Raw genomic sequence first — 15,344 nt, 5'->3', positions numbered from 1 at the left:
GCGAGCGGGCCTGTCAGCCGCCGAACGTGAGGTTCCCTGCCAACACAGTCGAGAGAACGGTCATCGATCGGAGGGCCTCGCCCGTCGCCGTCCGCGGATCGGCTCCGCAGAGAACGACGTCCGCCGGCTCGCCCGGTCGCAGCGACGAGCGCACGCTGGCCTCGAGAGCCTGGTCGAAAGTGATCCGCTCCTCCGGGTGCCAGGGCGCCCGGTCGTCGTCGGTGCGCGAAACCGCTGCGGAGATCGCCTGCCAGGGATCGAGCTCGGCGACGGGAGCATCCGAGCCGAAGCGCAGCTGTGCTCCGGCAGCCTGCAGAGATGCCAGCGGATATCCGATGGCCGTCTGCTCCCGCCAGTGACGGTCCACCAGATCACGGTCGTCGACGGCATGCTGCGGCTGCACGCTGGCCACGACACCGAGACGCGCGAACCGAGCGAGGTCGGTGTGACGCACGAGCTGGACATGCTCGATCGAACCGACAGCGCCCGTGGTCGTGAACGCATCCAGCGCCGACGTGATCGCCCGGTCTCCGATCGCGTGCACGGCCACGCCCAGCCCGGCGCCGGTCGCCCGGGTCAGGAGCTCGACGAGCTCGTTCGACGGTACCGTCAGCATCCCGAAGTTGTCGGGATCGCCCGGATAGGCGTGCGAACACGCGGCGGTGCGCGTTCCTAGGGATCCGTCCGTGATGATCTTGAGCGGCCCGACGTGGATGAGTCCGCGTCCCGCGCGAGGCGCGCCGGCATCTTCCTGGAGCTCGCCTGTCCGCAGCCCGGCCGTGATGGCTCGATCGAGATCGAACGGGTACATCGCGAACTCCACACGATGCGATGCGAACCCTGCCTGCACACGCCTCGGCCATGCCTCGGCGCTCCACGCCATGTCGAAATCGACGAGACCCGTGACACCTCGGGCGGCAGCCTGCTCTCCGGCACGAGAGATGGCTCGGTCACCATGTGCGGCATCGACGGCGTTCAGACGTCGGGAGATCTCGAAGGCATCCGTCTCCCGCAGCACCCCGTCGTCACTTCGGAAGCCCTCGCGAGCGAGGGCTTCGGTGTTCAACCACACGCTGTGGACATCAGCGTTGATCAGGTAGGTGGGAACCGCGCCGGTCGCGGCATCCAGGAGCTCGAGCGACGGCCGATCGGCCCACAGCGCATCACGGAAGCCGGTGCCGACGCGGCGCCCGTCCGGCAGCGCGTGGACGCCGGTCATGGCGGCGGCGGCTGCCGCAGCGGAATCCGCCTGGCCCAACGGCGCCCTCTCCGATGTGAGCGCCCACTGGACGGTGTGGACGTGGTTGTCCCAGAGCCCGGGAACCGCCCACGCGCCATCCGCATCGATGACCTCGTCCCGTGCCGGCAGGGATCCGGTCGGCGCGATGTCGACGATGCGGCCGTCAGCGATGAAGATGTCGACCGGCTCGTCATCGATGAGGAACTCGCGTCCGGGCCCCGCGATCCGTACGGCTCTGATGGTGCCGACGGCAGCTCCGTGTTCCGTCACTGCAGTTGTCCTCCCCGGCGCGCGTCCTGTGCGCGCCGCATCTCCGTGGCCAGAGCCGGGTTCGTGTATGGTCCGTCGGTCGTGAGGGCGGCGATCACCGCGTCGATCGTCTCCGGCGATTTGTTCTGGCTGAGCTTCCGCTTGGCGACGACGCGCGTCGGTGTCAGACGGAAGCCCACGGTTCCTGCGGCGAGCCGTTCCACGTATGCGGGATCATTCGGTCGTTCCCACATCAGTCGCGGGTCGGGCATGCGCGACTCGAAGTGCGCCACCAGCTGGTCCAGCACCCGGAGGTTCTCGTCGGCGGTGAGGATCTCCGGTGTGCCGGCGAGATGCACGGCGGTGTAGTTCCACGTCGGCACCGCCGGAGAATCGCCGTACCACCCTGGTGACACGTAGCCGTGCGGCCCCTGGAACACCACGAGCAGCTCCCGCTCCCCCATTCCATGGATTAAGTCATCGGGGCGGCCGACATGACCGACGATCGTGAGATCGTCCCGTGTCTCGTCCAGGAGGACGGCGTAATGGGAGGCGACGAGCCCCTCGTCACCGGCGCTCATGATCGTCGCCCAGGGATTCGCGCCGATGATTCGGCGGATCTCGGTGACGTCAGCCAGCGTGAAGCTCGGATTCTGTCGCATGAAAACAGCCTAGGACGGATGCTGAGGTGTGGACTTGCTCTCACGCCTGGCAGCGCGGACACCAGTACAGCTTGCGCGCGCCGATCTCCTCGAGCGCGATCTCGGTCCCGCAGACGCGGCAGGGCAGCCCGGCCCGGTGATAGACCCAGTGCCGGTCGTCGCGGTTGGCCATCGCCGCCCGATAGTCCGCCCCCGTGAGCCCGTCCATCGTCATCATCTGTCCGGTCTCGACTCCGACCGCGAGGAGCCGAACCCAATCGTGCCAGAGCGCCCGCACGATCTCCTCAGGGACATCTCGACCGGGAGTGTGCGGGTTCAAGCGTTGCCGGAACAGCATCTCGGCGCGGTACACGTTCCCGATACCGCTCACGACGGACTGGTCCATCAGCAGCAGCGCGATGACCGTCGACTTCTTCTTGACGGCTCGAACGAACCGCTCCTCGTTCTCGACCGGATCTCCGACCAGAGGGTCGGGTCCCAGCTTCGCCACCGTCGCAAGCATCTCCTCCGGCGTCTGCAGAACGCAGGCGGTGGGGCCGCGCAGGTCCGCAGCGGTGATGTCCGTCATGAGACGAAGACGCACCTGTCCGACGACCGGCGGCGGCCATTCCATGCCCTCGTCGGCGAGGCCTTTCGTCTGCTCCGACATGCGCACGTGCACGCGCGTGCGCCGCGGGGCGCCGATCGATGCCAAGGAGTTCTCGCCGGCGTCGTCCAGAATCTGGTCGTCGAGAACGGTACCGCGCTGATTGGTCTGTCCCATCCGCCCGTTCGAGGAGGCGATGGTCGGATCGATGAGGATCTCACCTGCGAAGTCCCACGCGCCGTAGAGACCGAGGTGCACGCGGAGCCAGAGGTCGCCCTCCGCCTCGAGGAACATCTGCTTTCCGACGGCCTGCACGCTCACCGCGGCGCGGCCGTCGAGCACTGACGCGCCTTCGGCGAACCGGCCCTGCGGGCTCGATGCGCTCAGCGTCTTTCCGACGAAGTTCCGATCGAACTGCCGTGCGATCCGGTGAACGGAATGACCCTCGGGCATGTCAGCCTCGCGGGTCCGGAAGTAGGGAGCCGTCACGCTCGAAGTCCGCGATCTGACCGATGCGGCGTACGTGGCGCTCGTCTCCCGAGAACGGTGTCTCGATGAATCGGTCGATGAAGGATGTGACCTCGTCGTACGTGTGCTGCCGTGCGCCGATGGAGATGACGTTCGCGTCGTTGTGCTCGCGGGCGAGTTCCGCAGTGGACAGGTTCCAGACGAGCGCTGCGCGAACACCCTCGACCTTGTTCGCGGCGATCTGCTCGCCATTGCCCGAGCCTCCGAACACCATTCCGAGTGCATCCACGCCCGCTCGCTGGTCGGTGATGACGGCCTGCGCCGCGCGGATGCAGAAGGCGGGGTAGTCATCGACCGCGTCGTACTCGATCGGCCCGTGATCGACGACTTCGTGACCGGCAGCGCGCAGGTGGTCCTGCAGCTGTGTGGAGAAGTCGAGTCCCGCGTGGTCGGTGGCGATGTGGATGCGCATGGCTCCCATCCTAGAAGCGCTCGCCGGTCATCCGGATGTCACGGTGCCAGGCCGGCGGCGGCCGGCTTGAAGCCTGCACGGATGTTCTCGCAGCAGCCCGGACGGCAGACGTCGAACCCACCGGGGAGGGTCGTCACGTGCGCGCGCTCGTCGTTGGGGCGGCCCTGAAGCCGCTCCTCGATCAGATCGACGATACCGGCGACGAACGCAGGAGACACACCGGGCGTCGGCGTGCGTGTGAAGGCGATGCCCGCCTCATCGGCCGCCTCCGACGCCTCGGTGTCGAGGTCCCAGAGGACCTCCATGTGGTCGCTCATGAAGCCCACGGGCACGACCGCGACAGCCTTGCGTCCGCGCCCGGGCAGTTCACCGATCACGTCGCACACGTCGGGCTCGAGCCACGGTTGCGATGCGGGGCCGGAACGAGACTGATACACGAGCTCCCACGAGACATCGGCCGCGCCGGGTACCGTCTGGCGGACGCGGTCCATGACCCAGGCGGCGACAGCGAGATGCTGCGCGGCATACGCGCCGCCCTCACCCCACTCGATGTCGCGTGCGCCTGAACGCTCCGCATCGGCGCTCGGGATGCTGTGGGTCGAGAACAGGATCTGGATGTCCGATGCCGCGATGCCGTCGGCGAGGAAGTTCTCGACCGCTTCACGGACGCCGGTCTCGAACGCCTCCACGAAACCGGGGTGGTCGTAGAAGGGACGGATCTTGTCGATGGTCACGGTCTCCCCGAGGCCCTTGTCTTCCAGGACACGGGCGAAGTCTTCGCGGTACTGGCGGCAGCTGGAGAACGAGCTGTAGGCACTGGTAGCGAACGCGAGGAGGGTTCTGTGCCCGTTGGCCGCGGCGTCGGATACCACCTCTTCGAGGTACGGGGTCCAGTTGCGGTTGCCCCAGTAGACCGGGAGAGTGATTCCCCGCTCGACGAGCGCGTTCTGGAGTGCCTCCTTGAGTACCCGGTTCTGCCCGTTGATCGGACTCACCCCGCCGAAGTGGCGATAGTGGTGCGCCACCTCTTCGAGACGCTCGTCCGGGATCCCTCGACCGCGCGTGACGTTGCGGAGGAACGGGATGACGTCCTCCTGGCCTTCCGGACCACCGAACCCGGCGAGGAGGATCGCATCGTAAGCGACCGGGGTGGTCACGAAGGGCGCACCACCGGCGGCAGCAGCAGAGGCAAAGGGAACGGCATTCGGCTCGATCGCAGTCACCCCTCCATCCTTTCACCTTCGCAGCAGGCAGGCGTCCGTCCGATGCCGTGTCTATCCATCCTCCGCGGTGTAGAGAGGGCGTGCGCTGCTCTGGCGTAGGCTGTCATGGTTGCCGTCGGCGCCAACTGCGCCCAGCCCCGGTGACATCCCCTCACCCCTGGGAGTACAGCTGTGCCTGGAGAGAACCTCACCCGCATCGAAGCGCAGGAGCGCCGCGACGTCATCGACACTCAGTCATATGAAGTCGCCCTCGATCTGACCAAGGGCGCCGAAGTCTTCGGCTCCCGCAGCGTGGTGCGCTTCACCGCGACGCCGGAGGGCTTCACCTTCATCGACCTCATCGCCCGCGACGTGCGGGAGATCTCCCTGAACGGCGAGCAGCTCGACCCGAACGAGGTCTTCGCCGACTCGCGCATCGCGCTCACCGGCCTGCAGGCAGAGAACGTCCTCGTCGTGGACGCGGACTGCGAATACACCAACACCGGAGAAGGTCTGCACCGCTTCGTCGACCCCGTCGACGGCGAGGTCTACCTCTACTCCCAGTTCGAGGTGCCCGACTCGCGCCGCGTGTTCGCGGTCTTCGAGCAGCCCGACCTCAAGGCGACGTTCCAGTTCACCGTGACGGCACCGGCCGCCTGGAAGGTCGTCTCCAACTCCCCCACGCCCGAGCCCATCGTGCACGACGACGACGTCACCGCCACCTGGGGCTTCGAGCCGACCCCGCGCATCTCGTCGTACATCACGGCACTCGTCGCCGGCCCGTACGAGTCGACCTTCTCGGAACTGACGAGCGCCTCGGGCCGCGTCATCCCGCTGGGCGTGTACGGCCGCAAGAGCCTGTGGCAGCACCTCGACGCCGACTACATCTTCGACAAGACGCGCGAGGGCTTCGCCTACTTCGAGTCGAAGTTCGGCGTTCCGTACCCGTTCGCCAAGTACGACCAGCTCTTCGTCCCGGAGTTCAACGCCGGCGCCATGGAGAACGCGGGAGCCGTCACCTTCACCGAGACCTACGTCTTCCGCAGCAAGGTGACAGACGCGGTCAAGGAGCGCCGCGTCGTCACGATCCTGCACGAGCTCGCCCACATGTGGTTCGGTGACCTCGTCACCATGAAGTGGTGGAACGACCTCTGGCTGAACGAGTCGTTCGCCGAGTGGGCGTCGACCATCGCCACCGCCGAGGCCACCGAATGGACCGAGGCGTGGACCACGTTCAACGCCATGGAGAAGACCTGGGCCTACCGACAGGACCAGCTTCCTTCGACCCACCCGATCGTCGCCGAGATCAACGACCTCGAGGACGTTCAGGTCAACTTCGACGGCATCACCTACGCCAAGGGCGGCTCCGTCCTGAAGCAGCTGGCCGCGTGGGTGGGCATCGAGGCGTTCTTCGCCGGGGTGTCGCAGTACTTCCAGAAGCACTCCTGGGGCAACACCGAGCTGAGCGACCTGCTCTCGGAACTCGAGGCCACGAGCGGCCGTGACCTGAGCACCTGGTCGAAGAAATGGCTCGAGACCGCGGGCGTGAACACACTGGAGCCCGTCATCGCCGAGGACCACGACGGGAAGATCTCGCGCTTCGCGATCACGCAGACCGCGCCTGCGGACTACCCGACGATTCGTCCGCACCGGCTCGGAATCGGCTTCTACACGCTGACCGACGGTTCGCTCACCCGCACCCATTACCTGGAAGTCGATGTCGACGGGGACCGCACCGAGGTGCCGGAGCTGCAGGGGCTCGCGCGCCCCGACCTCGTGCTGCTCAACGACAACGATCTGGCGTACGCCAAGATCCGGCTGGACGAGAAGTCGCTCGCCACCGCGATCGCGCACCTGGCCGACATCCACGACCCGCTTGCCCGCTCGCTCGTGTGGGGCGCAGCCTGGGACCAGACCCGCGATGCCGAGACCGCTGCCTCCGAATACCTCGACCTGGTTCTCGGCAACATCGGCCGCGAGACCGAGTCGACGACCGTGCGAACCACGCTCTCCCAGCTCCGCACCGCGGCGACGCTCTACGTCACGCCCGCGGACCGCGAGGCGGCTCGACTCAAGATCGCGGATGCCCTCTGGAGCCTCGCCGAAGCGGCGGACCCCGGCAGCGACAGCCAGCTGCAGTTCGTCACGGCGTTCGCCAACACGATGGTCACTCCGGAGCATGCCGGTATCGTCGGGCGCCTCCGCTCCGGCGAAGACACCCTCCCCGGTCTCGAGATCGATGCCGACCTGAACTGGCAGCTGCTCGTCGGTCTGGCCTCGATCGGGGCGACCGACGCCGCCACGATCGACGCGGCCCTCGCTGCGGACAACACCGCCAAGGGCGGCGAGTTCGCCGCTCAGGCTCGCGCCTCCCTGCCGGATTCCGCGTCGAAGAAGGCCGCCTGGGCATCGCTCATCGAGCGCGATGATGCGCCCAACACGATCGTGCGCTCCGCGGCGCTCGGTTTCACGCATCCGGCGGGGGGCTCCGTGCTCGGTGAGTTCGTCCCGGCGTACTTCGACATGCTGCTTCCCGTATGGGAATCGCGGACCTACCAGATCGCGCAGTACCTGATCGTCGGACTTTTCCCGACAGCACTCGCCGACGTCGCTCTCCGCGATGCGACCCGCGCCTGGCTGGCCGCGAACCAGGACGCGGCGCCGGCCCTGCGTCGTCTGGTCCTCGAGAACCTCGCGGACGTAGAGCGCGCTCTCGCCGCACAGGCCCGGGACGCCGAGGACTGACCTCTCGCCCACCCTCTGTGCGACAACGGAGACCATCTGCTCCGCAGACGGCGCGTCCCACCACGACGCGCCGTGATCGGAACGGATGGTCTCTGTTTCCGTAGGGCACCTTCATCCAGCCCACGCAGAGGCCCGATCGCTAAGATCGGGGGTGATGATGATCCCCTTCGATGTGAACGATCCGCCCGTGGAAACCCCTCTTCCCGACTGGGTGACGAATCTGCTCGCCTGGCTCAGTCAGGTGGGTATGAAGGCGCTCACCGTCGCGATCATCATCGCCAGCTGCATCGTGATCGGGCTCGTTCTTCGCCTGGTCATCCGACGAGTCGTGCACCGCATCGTGGACAGTGCGAAGAGCAAGGCATCGGTCGACGACACACAGGCGCTCGAACGTTCCCCCCTCGCTGACATGCGCCTCGTGCAGCGCACCCGCACGCTGGGCACGATCCTGCAGAACATCGTGAACGTGATGCTCGTGGTCATCGCCATCGTGCTGATCGTGAACGCGCTCGACCAGAGCCTGCTCGGCTCTCTGACGCTGCTCACCGCCGCCGTCGGTGCCGGCCTCGGTTTCGGTGCGCAGAACATCGTCAAGGACGTGCTCAACGGCATGTTCCTCGTCGCCGAAGACCAGATCGGAATCGGCGATGTGGTCGACCTCGGACTCGCGAGCGGGGTCGTCGAGTACGTCAGCGTGCGCATCACTCAGGTGCGAGACGTCAACGGCACCCTCTGGTACGTGCGCAACGGCGAGGTCACGCGGATCGGCAACATGTCGCAGGGATGGGCCCGCTCGATCATCGACCTGGGTGTCCCCGTGGACTCCGATCTGGAGCAGGTCGAGCACATCATGCTCGAGACGGCCCAGGGGCTCGCGAAAGACCCGAAGTGGCGCACCCGCATCATCGAGAAGCCGGAGCTCTGGGGGCTGGAGTCGATCGATGGAGACGCCCTGGTCGTGCGGATCGTGATCAAGGCCCGCGCGAACGCGAAGGATGATGTGGCACAGGAGCTGCGTCGACGTCTGCGTGCTGCTCTCCTCGAGAAGGAGATCGGGGTCCCGAAGATGGTCGACGTCGTCCCCACCGGGCTCGACGGCGCCCGTCGGGTACGGGGAGCGAACCCGCCGAAGACCCGGCCGAACGCCGTCACCGGCGTGCCGATCATCCCGGACCGCGGGATCTGGCGCCGCAAGAAGCCGAATGATGACGGGAGTCCCCAGAAGTGACTTTCTACGACGAGATCGGCGGACACGAGACGTTCGCGAAGATCGTCTCGGTGTTCTATCGCGAGGTCGCGCTCGACCCGGTGATGAAGCCGATGTATCCCGAAGAAGACCTCGGTCCCGCCGAGGATCGGCTCCGGATGTTCCTCGAGCAGTACTGGGGCGGGCCGACCACGTATGGAGAGACGCGTGGACATCCGCGGCTGCGGATGCGGCACATGCCGTTCCACATCGACGCGGACGCTCGTGATCGTTGGCTCCGTCACATGCGGACGGCTGTGGACGAGGCACAGTTGTCGCCCTTGCACGAAACGACGCTCTGGGACTACCTGGAGCGCGCGGCCTATGCCATGGTGAACACATTCGAGCCCTCGGGTATCGGTGCCGCACCCGGTGGCCGCCCCACGCTCGAGACCCGATCACGTCAGGAATCAACGGAGACCTCATGACGAACACGCCCCTGTCCGCAGATGTCCTGGTAATCGGATGGGGGCTGGCCGGGCTGGTCGCGGCTTCCGAAGCGCTCGACGCAGGGCGCCGCGTCATCCTCGTGGATCAGGAACCGCGGACGAATCTGGGCGGGCAGGCATGGTGGTCGTTCGGAGGTCTGTTCTTCATCGACTCCCCCGAACAGCGACGGCTGGGAATCAAGGACTCTTTCGAACTGGCCTCGCAGGACTGGTTCGGCAACGCGGCGTTCGATCGCCCAGAAGATGAATGGCCCCGCCGCTGGGCGGAGGCGTATCTGCAGTTCGCGGCGGGCGAGAAGCGTTCTTGGCTCCGCGAACGCGGAGTCGGGTTCTTCCCGGTCGTCGGGTGGGCAGAGCGCGGCGGCTACGGTGCCATCGGTCCCGGCAACTCGGTCCCCCGATTCCACATCACGTGGGGTACCGGACCGGGGATCGTGGCGCCGTTCGCGGCTGCGGTCGAGCAGGGCGAACGCGAGGGGCGCCTCACGGTGCTTCCCCGCCACCGGGTCTCAGAACTCATCGTCACAGATGGTGCGGTGACGGGTGCGCGAGGCGCCGTCCTCGCGTCGACCGGTGCGCAACGCGGTGTGGCGACCTCTCGTGAAAGCGTCGGGGAGTTCGAGGTCACCGCGGGTGCGACGATCGTCTCCTCGGGCGGGATCGGCGGAAACCACGATCTCGTGCGTGCCGCTTGGCCGAAGCGGCTCGGCACCCCGCCGGAGCATATGCTCACCGGTGTGCCCGCCTACGTCGACGGATCCATGCATCGCGTCAGCGAGGACGCCGGGGCGCGGCTGATCAACGGCGACCGCATGTGGCACTACGTCGAAGGAATCACCAACTGGGACCCTGTCTGGCCCTCGCACGGCATCCGGATCCTCCCGGGACCTTCCTCGCTCTGGCTCGATGCGACGGGCAAGCGCCTCCCGGTGCCCCTGTTCCCCGGGTTCGACACTCTCGGCACGCTCGAGCACCTGCGCACGACCGGCCACGACCACTCCTGGTTCGTCACCTCACGGCAGATCGTGGAGAAGGAGTTCGCGCTTTCGGGCAGTGAGCAGAACCCGGACCTCACCGGCAAGGATGTGAGCCTTCTCCTCAAGTCCCGACTCGCGAAGGGACCGACCGGACCGGTCCAGTCCTTCCTCGACGAAGGCGAGGACTTCATCGTCGAGAACGACCTCGACTCGCTCCTCGAGCAGATGCAGCGGCACTCCGGGGGCGAATCACTCGATATCGACAACGTCCGGCGGGAGGTGATCGCGCGAGACCGCGAGATCGACAACGACTTCACGAAGGACGCCCAGATCGGGATGCTGCGTTCGATGCGCAGCTACCGCGGAGACAAGCTGATCCGCACTGCCGCGCCGCATCGCCTTCAAGATCCAGCCGCCGGTCCCCTCGTCGCCGTCAAGCTGCACGTCCTCACTCGCAAGTCGCTCGGCGGCATCAACACGGACCTCGACGGGAGGGCACTGAAGGTCGATGGCACTCCGATCACCGGTCTGTACGCTGCCGGCGAGGCGAGCGGGTTCGGAGGCGGAGGGGTGCATGGATACCGTGCGCTCGAGGGAACGTTCCTCGGCGGCTGTCTCTTCTCCGGTCGGCAGGCAGGTCGCGCGGCCGCCCGCTGACGTCGGTGCCTCGCTGACCGCGGTCTAGGCGGAACGCCCCGTGTCGCGAACACTCGTGAGCCCGGTTGCGACGGGGCCCCGAGCAAGAACGTGTCCCCGTCGGAAAGCCAACCGCGTCCACCGTCCCGAGCGCATGACCGGAACCTGTTCGTCTCCGGAGATGAACCCCATGGCGTCGGCGGCGAACGCCACGCCCCGGGGCAGACCGTCGAGGTCATCATCCGGGGCGCCCCAGATCGCAGCGCGCAGCGCACGGACGGCCTCCTCGCCGGCACCGTCCGTCGCACCACGGGCGACCGCGGATATCCCCCACTGCGCGCGCTGCGCGATCATCGACGCAGCGAGCGTGGCGGCCGGGAGCCACTCGCCGCGAGGAGGGGCGATTCCTGCCCACGCGGGCGAGAGTCCCATCTCCGGGAGGTTCAGCCGTTCCGCATCGTCCGTGGCGGAAAGCTCGTCGACGACGATGTCGCATTGCAGTTCCGGGTCGGCATGCACGATCCGCATCGCGAGGATCGTGGGCGTCTGATCGAAAAGGCTCACAGGGGCGAGAGCCGCCGTCGTCAATGCCAGGACGCCGTCCGCAGCCTGCAGTCGCACGCCGTCATCGGTGATCCTCTTCGCGCGTCCCAGGAACGTGAGCACGTCCTTCGCGGTGTCGGGGTCGGCGAGGAGAAGATGATGCGTCACGGGTTCTAAACTACCAACGGAGCGGCGCTGCGGTCGCGGGGAGGAACTCATGAGCGCGGACGATCACGCCGTACAGACCGTCGAGCGACTGCTCGAGGTGCTCGATCTCGATTCGACGCAGGCGAGGACGACAGAGGACATCTTCACCGGTTCCTCGCATCCGATGCCGAGCGGCCGGATCTATGGCGGCCAGGTGCTCGCACAGGCCCTTCTCGCTGCCGAGCGCACGCTCCCCGAGGACAGAGCCGTACATTCCATGCACGGCTATTTCCTTCGTCCCGGCGACGCGAGCCAGGGCATCACGATCGCTGTTGACCGCATCCACGACGGCCGCTCCTTCTCGACGCGTCGGACGCAGGCCTACCAGAACGGTGTGCCGATCTTCTCGATGATCGCCTCGTTCCAGGACGGCGATCCCGGGGTGGAGCACGCCGAGCCCATGCCTGAGGGCATCCCCGCGCCGGAGGAGCTCGCACCCGACGAGGAGCGCGTCCAGGGGCTTCCTGAGGGCACGACGCGGATGCTGAGCGAGCGTGCCGCCGACATCCGTCACGTCGGTTCTCCGCTGTACCTCCCGAGCCCGGACGAGCGCGTCGCCCGACAGGCGGTGTGGATGCGTCTGCGCGCGCCGCTGCCCGACGACCAGCGCCTGCATCGGGCCGCGCTCGCGTACCTCAGCGACATGACGATCCAGGAGTCGATCCTGCGGGCGCACGGCGCGTACTGGGCGCTCCCGGGTCTCAAGGTCGCGAGTCTCGACCACGCGATGTGGTGGCACCGTCCCGCACGCGTCGACGAGTGGCTCCTCTACCTTCAGGAGTCCCCGAACGCGCGCGGTGGCCGCGGACTCGCGACCGGACGGATCTATACGCGTGATGGCGCTCTCATCGCCAACGTCGCACAGGAGATCATGATCCGCGTCCCCGACGACCGCCCCTGATCGGACCCGCCCCCGCCCGCGCGGGCCTCAGCGGTGGCTGTACTCGATGGACGGGCCGACGTACGGCTCCCACGCGTCGCGCATCTCCTGGGTGAGACGGGTGGGCCTTCCGGTCTGAGCATCGACGAGCACGATGATCGCCGTCGAGCGCGCGTAGATCTGACGTGGCTCGGCTGCGGAGTCGTTGTGCACTTCGTAACAGACCTCGACGCTCGAACCGCCGAGCTTGCCGAACCACATCTGCACCTCGAGAGGTCGCCGCTGATACGGAACCGGCGCCAGATACTCGATCTCCTGACGTGCGATGAGGGTCAGGATCCCCTCGTCGATGCCGGAGTCGAGGACCGCGGTGGACGGGGCTTCTTCACCGGGGCCTGCACGCCAGAAGGCGCGAACGCGCGCTTCCTCGAGCAGTTTGAGCATCGAGGTGTTGTTGACGTGGTTGAACGCGTCCAGGTCACCCCAGCGGAGGTGGATCGGGATGTGCAGGCGCGGCCCCGGCGAAGCGGACATCGGGGTCTCAGTCGCGCGTCAGCTTGCGGTGGGTCGACCGATGCGGCTTCGCGGCGTCCGGTCCGAGGCGCTCGATCTTGTTCTCCTCATACGCCTCGAAGTTGCCCTCGAACCAGTACCACTGGCCGGGCTTCTCGTCGGTTCCTTCGTACGCGAGGATGTGCGTGGCGATGCGGTCGAGGAACCACCGGTCGTGGGTGATGACCACGGCGCAGCCGGGGAACTCGAGCAGAGCGTTCTCGAGCGAGCTGAGGGTCTCGACGTCGAGGTCGTTCGTGGGCTCGTCGAGGAGGAGCAGGTTCCCGCCCTCCTTGAGCGTGAGCGCCAGGTTCAGGCGGTTGCGCTCTCCACCGGAGAGGACGCCGGCCTTCTTCTGCTGGTCCGGGCCCTTGAAGCCGAACTTCGAGACGTAGGCGCGCGAGGGGATCTCGGTCTTGCCGACGGTGATGTAGTCCAGGCCGTCGGACACGACTTCCCACAGCGTCTTGTTCGGGTCGATGTTCGAGCGCGACTGGTCGACGTAGCTGATCTTGACGGTCTCACCGATCTTCAGCTCTCCCCCGTCGAGCGGCTCGAGACCGACGATCGTCTTGAACAGGGTGGTCTTTCCCACACCGTTCGGTCCGATCACACCGACGATGCCGTTCGGCGGCAGGTTGAAGCTCAGGCCATCGATCAGTACACGGCCGTCGAATCCCTTCTGCAGCTTCTTCGCATCGATGACGATGCCACCCAGGCGCGGGCCTGCGGGAATCTGGATCTCATCGAAGTCCAGCTTCCTGGTCCGCTCCGCCTCCGAGGCCATCTCCTCGTAACGGGCGAGGCGCGCCTTCGACTTCGTCTGGCGGCCCTTGGCGCTGGAACGGACCCACTCCAGCTCCTCCTTCAAGCGCTTGGCCAGCTTGGCGTCCTTCTTGCCCTGGACCTCGAGGCGCTCGCCCTTCTTCTCGAGGTAGGTCGAGTAGTTGCCCTCGTAGCCGATGAGGCGACCGCGGTCGACTTCGGCGATCCACTCGGCGACGTGGTCGAGGAAGTACCGGTCGTGGGTGATCGCGATCACGGCACCCTTGTAGGCCTGGAGGTGCTGCTCGAGCCAGAGCACGCTCTCGGCGTCGAGGTGGTTGGTGGGCTCGTCGAGGAGGAGGAGATCGGGCTTCTGCAGGAGCAGCTTCGCGAGCGCGACGCGACGCTTCTCACCGCCGGAGAGGGGGGCGATCGCGGCGTCGGCAGGGGGCGTCCGCAGAGCGTCCATCGCCTGATCGAGCTGCGAATCGAGGTCCCAGCCGTCGGCTGCGTCGATCTCTTCCTGCAGCGTGCCCATCTCGGCGAGGAGGGCGTCGAAGTCGGCGTCGGGCTCCGCCATCAGCAGCGAGATCTCGTTGAAACGGTCGACCTTCGGCTTGATCGCGATGCCGTCCTGGATGTTCTCGATCACGGTCTTCGACTCGTCGAGCTCCGGCTCCTGCATCAGAATGCCGACCGTGTACCCCGGGGAGAGCTTCGCCTCGCCGTTCGACGGGGTGTCGAGACCCGCCATGATCTTGAGGATCGTCGACTTTCCGGCGCCGTTCGGGCCGACCATGCCGATCTTCGCTCCGGGAAGGAACGCCATGGTGACGTCGTCGAGGATGAGCTTCTCGCCCACTGCCTTACGCGCACGCACCATCGAGTAGATGTACTCAGCCACCGAAAACCGCTCCTTCTGTTGGCGTCGAAGATCGACACTCCAGCCTACCGGCCCCGCGGCGCGTCACCAGTCGATCGGACGTGTGGTGCCGACGAGGCAGCGCCCCTCGGCGAGTTGCGGCATCACCGCGGTGACGACCTGTCCCGTGGACGGGCCGACTTGGCCGATCAGACAGTCGTCCTCGCCCCAGCGAACCGAGAACTGCAGGCTCTCCGCCTGGTTGCCGACCGTCGACTGATCCTGAGTCACCTGCATGGCCGCGCGATCGAACCCGGCATCGATCAGTGCATCTATGTATGCCCGGCCGGCTCCCTTCATGTCCGTCGCCCAGACCGCCTCGGCCACCGCCGTGAACACCGGTAGATTCTCCGCCGCAGTCCCGTCAGGCAGGAACTCGGGTGCGGCGGACTCGGTCTCTGCGGGAGACGGCGTCTCCGTGGGAGGCGGGGAAGCCGACGGATCGGACCCGGGTGCGCAGCCGGACAAGAGGATGAGCGCGGCGGTCGCGGCCGCGAGCATGCCGGCCGCGCGCGCAGGCGGGAGGTCCGTTCGACGAAGCAC

The 15,344-nt window shown here is 67.0% G+C and carries 14 protein-coding genes; 5 read left to right on the top strand and 9 right to left on the bottom strand.

Translation table 11 applies throughout. The features are described from left to right. Positions 1 to 13 precede the first annotated feature (13 nt). Genes CQ045_RS03045 through CQ045_RS03025 form a run of 5 tightly spaced genes read right to left on the bottom strand, consistent with a single transcriptional unit; the run spans position 14 to position 4,900 of the window. On the bottom strand, positions 14 to 1,510 hold the full coding sequence (locus CQ045_RS03045) for an amidohydrolase (RefSeq protein ID WP_105721184.1): 1,497 nt from the start codon (positions 1,508 to 1,510) through the stop codon (positions 14 to 16). Beyond that, the gene (locus tag CQ045_RS03040) at positions 1,507 to 2,151 is read right to left on the bottom strand and encodes an FMN-binding negative transcriptional regulator (protein ID WP_105721183.1); all 645 of its coding nucleotides are present in this window, start codon (positions 2,149 to 2,151) and stop codon (positions 1,507 to 1,509) included. Before CQ045_RS03040 ends, CQ045_RS03045 begins: the two co-directional genes overlap by 4 nt. A 40-nt stretch (positions 2,152 to 2,191) precedes the next feature. Further along, positions 2,192 to 3,190, bottom strand: coding sequence for an Fpg/Nei family DNA glycosylase (locus CQ045_RS03035; protein WP_105721182.1), 999 nt, complete (start codon positions 3,188 to 3,190; stop codon positions 2,192 to 2,194). Between the two features lies 1 nt (position 3,191). Continuing rightward, the gene (locus CQ045_RS03030) at positions 3,192 to 3,677 is read right to left on the bottom strand and encodes a ribose-5-phosphate isomerase (RefSeq protein ID WP_105721181.1); all 486 of its coding nucleotides are present in this window, start codon (positions 3,675 to 3,677) and stop codon (positions 3,192 to 3,194) included. A 38-nt stretch (positions 3,678 to 3,715) separates the two neighbouring features. Next, entirely contained in the window at positions 3,716 to 4,900 is a 1,185-nt protein-coding gene (locus CQ045_RS03025) for a ferrochelatase (protein WP_105721180.1), read from the bottom strand. Positions 4,901 to 5,071: 171 nt separating this feature from the next. Here CQ045_RS03025 and pepN point away from each other — a divergent pair, with 171 nt between their 5' ends. From pepN to CQ045_RS03005, 4 genes are all read left to right on the top strand, one after another. Next, a complete protein-coding gene (gene pepN / locus CQ045_RS03020) occupies positions 5,072 to 7,624 on the top strand; it encodes an aminopeptidase N (protein WP_105721179.1) in 2,553 nt (850 codons plus the stop codon). A gap of 154 nt (positions 7,625 to 7,778) precedes the next feature. Beyond that, entirely contained in the window at positions 7,779 to 8,852 is a 1,074-nt protein-coding gene (locus CQ045_RS03015; protein ID WP_105721178.1) for a mechanosensitive ion channel family protein, read from the top strand. Beyond that, positions 8,849 to 9,298: a globin gene (locus CQ045_RS03010; RefSeq protein ID WP_105721177.1), complete on the top strand. Its 450-nt coding sequence runs from the start codon at positions 8,849 to 8,851 to the stop codon at positions 9,296 to 9,298. Before CQ045_RS03015 ends, CQ045_RS03010 begins: the two co-directional genes overlap by 4 nt. Beyond that, positions 9,295 to 10,953 carry an FAD-binding dehydrogenase gene (locus tag CQ045_RS03005; protein ID WP_105721176.1) on the top strand — a complete coding sequence of 553 codons (1,659 nt, stop codon included), beginning with the start codon at positions 9,295 to 9,297 and terminating at the stop codon, positions 10,951 to 10,953. The genes CQ045_RS03010 and CQ045_RS03005 overlap by 4 nt, the downstream gene beginning before the upstream one ends. 24 nt (positions 10,954 to 10,977) lie before the next feature. Here CQ045_RS03005 and CQ045_RS03000 read toward each other — a convergent pair whose 3' ends face one another. Further along, complete coding sequence (locus CQ045_RS03000) at positions 10,978 to 11,643, bottom strand: hypothetical protein (protein ID WP_105721175.1); 666 nt, start codon at positions 11,641 to 11,643, stop codon at positions 10,978 to 10,980. A gap of 49 nt (positions 11,644 to 11,692) precedes the next feature. Between CQ045_RS03000 and CQ045_RS02995 the strand changes: the two genes are divergently transcribed. Next, a complete protein-coding gene (locus tag CQ045_RS02995) occupies positions 11,693 to 12,583 on the top strand; it encodes an acyl-CoA thioesterase II (protein WP_105721174.1) in 891 nt (296 codons plus the stop codon). A 27-nt stretch (positions 12,584 to 12,610) separates the two neighbouring features. Here CQ045_RS02995 and CQ045_RS02990 read toward each other — a convergent pair whose 3' ends face one another. The 3 genes from CQ045_RS02990 to CQ045_RS18735 all read right to left on the bottom strand — a co-directional run bounded on the left by CQ045_RS02990 (position 12,611) and on the right by CQ045_RS18735 (position 15,344). Next, entirely contained in the window at positions 12,611 to 13,096 is a 486-nt protein-coding gene (locus CQ045_RS02990; RefSeq protein ID WP_105721173.1) for a thioesterase family protein, read from the bottom strand. A 7-nt stretch (positions 13,097 to 13,103) separates the two neighbouring features. Continuing rightward, the gene (gene ettA / locus CQ045_RS02985; RefSeq protein WP_105721172.1) at positions 13,104 to 14,783 is read right to left on the bottom strand and encodes an energy-dependent translational throttle protein EttA; all 1,680 of its coding nucleotides are present in this window, start codon (positions 14,781 to 14,783) and stop codon (positions 13,104 to 13,106) included. A 63-nt stretch (positions 14,784 to 14,846) separates the two neighbouring features. Next, positions 14,847 to 15,344 carry a DUF6993 domain-containing protein gene (locus CQ045_RS18735; protein WP_181156419.1) on the bottom strand — a complete coding sequence of 166 codons (498 nt, stop codon included), beginning with the start codon at positions 15,342 to 15,344 and terminating at the stop codon, positions 14,847 to 14,849.

It is taken from the genome of Microbacterium sp. MYb66, from assembly GCF_002979435.1.
In the GTDB taxonomy this organism is placed as follows: domain Bacteria; phylum Actinomycetota; class Actinomycetes; order Actinomycetales; family Microbacteriaceae; genus Microbacterium.
This window is presented reverse-complemented; position numbering and strand designations above follow the sequence as displayed.